4 protein-coding genes are annotated in these 3,159 nt (G+C 30.1%); 3 read left to right on the plus strand and 1 reads right to left on the minus strand.

Translation table 11 applies throughout. The annotated features are described in order from the left end of the window. Window positions 1-209: 209 nt before the first annotated feature. Window positions 210-626: a helix-turn-helix domain-containing protein gene (locus tag B3J44_RS01635; protein ID WP_286965199.1), complete on the minus strand. Its 417-nt coding sequence runs from the start codon at window positions 624-626 to the stop codon at window positions 210-212. A gap of 32 nt (window positions 627-658) precedes the next feature. Between B3J44_RS01635 and B3J44_RS01640 the strand changes: the two genes are divergently transcribed. The 3 genes from B3J44_RS01640 to B3J44_RS01650 form a co-directional block, all read left to right on the plus strand. Then, the gene (locus B3J44_RS01640; protein WP_286965200.1) at window positions 659-2,146 is read left to right on the plus strand and encodes a polymer-forming cytoskeletal protein; all 1,488 of its coding nucleotides are present in this window, start codon (window positions 659-661) and stop codon (window positions 2,144-2,146) included. A 6-nt stretch (window positions 2,147-2,152) separates the two neighbouring features. Next, complete coding sequence (locus B3J44_RS01645; RefSeq protein WP_286965202.1) at window positions 2,153-2,761, plus strand: hypothetical protein; 609 nt, start codon at window positions 2,153-2,155, stop codon at window positions 2,759-2,761. 72 nt (window positions 2,762-2,833) lie between these two features. Next, a partial coding sequence (locus B3J44_RS01650) for a hypothetical protein (RefSeq protein WP_286965204.1) occupies window positions 2,834-3,159 on the plus strand: 326 nt, incomplete at its 3' end.

The following is a 3,159-nucleotide window of genomic DNA, read 5'->3' on the forward strand; positions in this document are numbered from 1 at the left end:
AATCTTGTCATTTCGACGGAGGAGAAATCTTCGCAAGTAACTCGACAAAGATTGATGATATTCGAAGGGGAGTTTCTCACGAAGATTTGCTTCGCCTATTCGCTATCGCTCGAGTCTCGTTCCTCGAAATGACAAACTTTGATTAATAAAAAAAACCAAAGCTTGAATTGAGCTTCGGTTTTTTTCTCTAAATATATCTTTCTTAGAATTTATTTCTTATCAAGCAACTTTTCCAAAAGCGCCACTTTCTCTTTTTCAGCTTGAATTAACTGCTGGTAAAGTTTTTTATTCTCTTCAAAAGTTTCAATAAGTTTATCAATCGGATTAAAAGTACATCCATGACTTATTACAGAAGAACCAGTATTGTTTTCTATTTCGAAAGTATTCCCAATAATATTAAAAACAGCATCTTCAGAAAAGTTTTTTATTGCTTCAGGTGTAACTCCCAAAGCTTCTGCAACTCTGCTTAGTTTTTCGTCATCAACGTTTTCACTTCCTTCAAGATTAGAAATAGATTGCTGACTAACACCAAGTGCAATCGCAAGCGCTTCCTGTTTCATATCTCTCAGTTCTCTAATTCGGCTAATGTTTCTACCGATATGTTTTGGTTTTATTGCTGTGCTCATGATTCAAAGATATTTAAAATTCTTTTACATTTTTGGTTTATGCAGAAAACAAGTTTGCAGTTGCAAGTTCTTTTTTGTGGAGTAAAAATACAATTTTTCTGACTATCGAATTGGTTTTGAATTTAGAATTACGTAATCTTGATATTCAAAAAATCACTTCGATTAATACCAATAAAATGCAGACTTCGAATTTTAAATTAACAACAATAGCCGAAATCAAAGCCAAATATCCTTTTTTAATTGAAGATGAAAAGTTCGATTATTTTGATGAATGGGAAGACGAGGATTTTTTTCTAACAGCAGAAGAAGATGTCAATTTTGAAGGAAATTTTTATTTAGATCTTTATGAAGATAAAGAGAAAAAATGGCTTGCCAAATTGCTAAATCTTCCAGCTAAAAAGATCGAAGAAATAAGAATTGAAGGCGTTTTTATAAACGGAAATCTTTCTGTTAGCGGTTCAATTATTAATGCCGAAGGCGATTATGGTCCGTATGTTTTCATTAGCGGAAGCGTAAATTGCCAAAGTCTTTTGCTTGGCGGTGCAAATGTTGAAATAAAAGGAAATGTTACAGCAAAAGAAGTCGTGATGACGTATTACAATCATGGAAGTTTTAATTGTTTGGGTTCTGTAAATTCTCCAGTTTTTATTGTTAACGATCATAATACAGCATTTGCCCAAAAGAAAATAGACTTGTTTTATTATAATGATAGAGATGAAATTGACCCAAAAAATGAATGCGAATATGACGATGAAACCGACGAAGAAATTATCTCAAATGAACTTCGAAAATTACTCGATAATCCGTTAATTGAAACTTTTGAAGAATTAGAACGAGATTTGGCAAGAGGCGAATTGGTTTTAAAACGAAATAATCCGCCAGCTAAAACTTATGAATATTGGCGTGATCGCGTTTTGGCAAATTACAGAGATCTTAAATTGGTTCCGAAAGAATTTAAAACCGAAGAACTTTGCAATTTGGCATTAAGTAACACATTTCATGCTTTGCCTTTTATCGATCAAGATTTAATAACTCCTGAGCTTTGCGAAAAATTAGTCAGTAAAGATGGTTTTGCAATTCAAGTAATTCCTGATGAATTTATCACCAAAGAACTTTCTTTTAAAGCCGCAGAAAATGGTACAATGTTGAGATTAATTCTAGAAGATTATTATTCGGAAGAATTGATTTTGTTAGTTTTTAAAAACGGAAAACATCAGCCAGACATTAACGATGTTCCTCCTCAATTTATAACCGAAAATCTTCTTATAGAATATGTAAAAATTGGAAAAGGACTTTGGCTGGATAAAGCTTGCAAAACAACTGGAATTGATAAACTACAGGTTTTAAAACAAGTAATCGATTCGGGAATTGAATATTTGGACAACATTTTTGCAAATCATTTTAGTAAAGAAACCGTTGAATATGCTTTTTCTGTTTATAAAAATCAAGAAGAGTGGAGTCAATATATTCAAAAATACAAACAGAAATTTGAAAGACTTGGATTGAATGAATATTTGTAACGAAGTATGAATGAAAGTGTAAAAATATTAAGAACTAAAATTTCGATTCCTTTAAACGAAGCAATTCGGCTTTTAAAGAAGAATAATGGTGATGTTGTACTTTCTGAACAAGATTTTCATAATGAAAACATTAAGGAAATTTGTGAAAAAACTGAATGTGATGAAGAAACTGCACGAAAAGAATATCAAATTTGCAATTATGATGTAGCAAAAACGATTGAAAGAATTAATCAAAAACTAGTTGTTATAGCTACAGGAAATAATCCAGTTTCAAAAATCGGTTTTATTTTATGGCCAGAAAATGCAGAAGGAGAGTTTTATAGAACTGAAAAAAGAAATGAAGTTTTTATTCAAACAGAGGATTTTAATATTGTTATAGAAGCTTTTAAGTCAGTTTATCCAATACAAAATCCTTGGAATAATTTAATTGAAGATGAATTTGATGTTTTAGGGGATAATTTTTTTGACAACAAAACCTGTAAAGAAATCGTCAAAAAAATAAACCAGATTGAGACTGATGATGAAAAAGTGAAAATGTTTTTAAAAAAACTTATTAATTGGCTAAATGATAAGTTGTCTTATGCAGATTATATTGTGGTTTATGGGAATTTATAAGCAGTTATGTACTTAAAGATCAAAATCAAAAATTTGAATGTCTAGGTTTGAATGAACATTTATAAAGATAAAATGAAAGAACTACTAATAGAAAGTAAAGGAATAAGAACGAATGAGTATTTTATACCGCCATTTGAGCTAAGAGAAGGAGAGTTAGTTATTTTGTATTTATATGGAGGACCTCATTTTCAAGGCATAAAAACAGAATTGGTTAATATTTTTACTGGAAAAATAAAAAATGAAAATGTGATTGTAAATAAGTCGTTGACTTATGTAGATTATTTTAGAGAATCAAAATTTAGAAGTTTGTTTTTTCCGATAAGAGTTGGCGAATATTTAAAGAAAAGAGCAAATCTAGAAAGTGAATTTATCCAAAAAATTTATGAAATTCCATGGAT

Source organism: Flavobacterium sp. UBA4854, from assembly GCF_002399805.1.
Taxonomy (GTDB): domain Bacteria; phylum Bacteroidota; class Bacteroidia; order Flavobacteriales; family Flavobacteriaceae; genus Flavobacterium; species Flavobacterium ginsengisoli.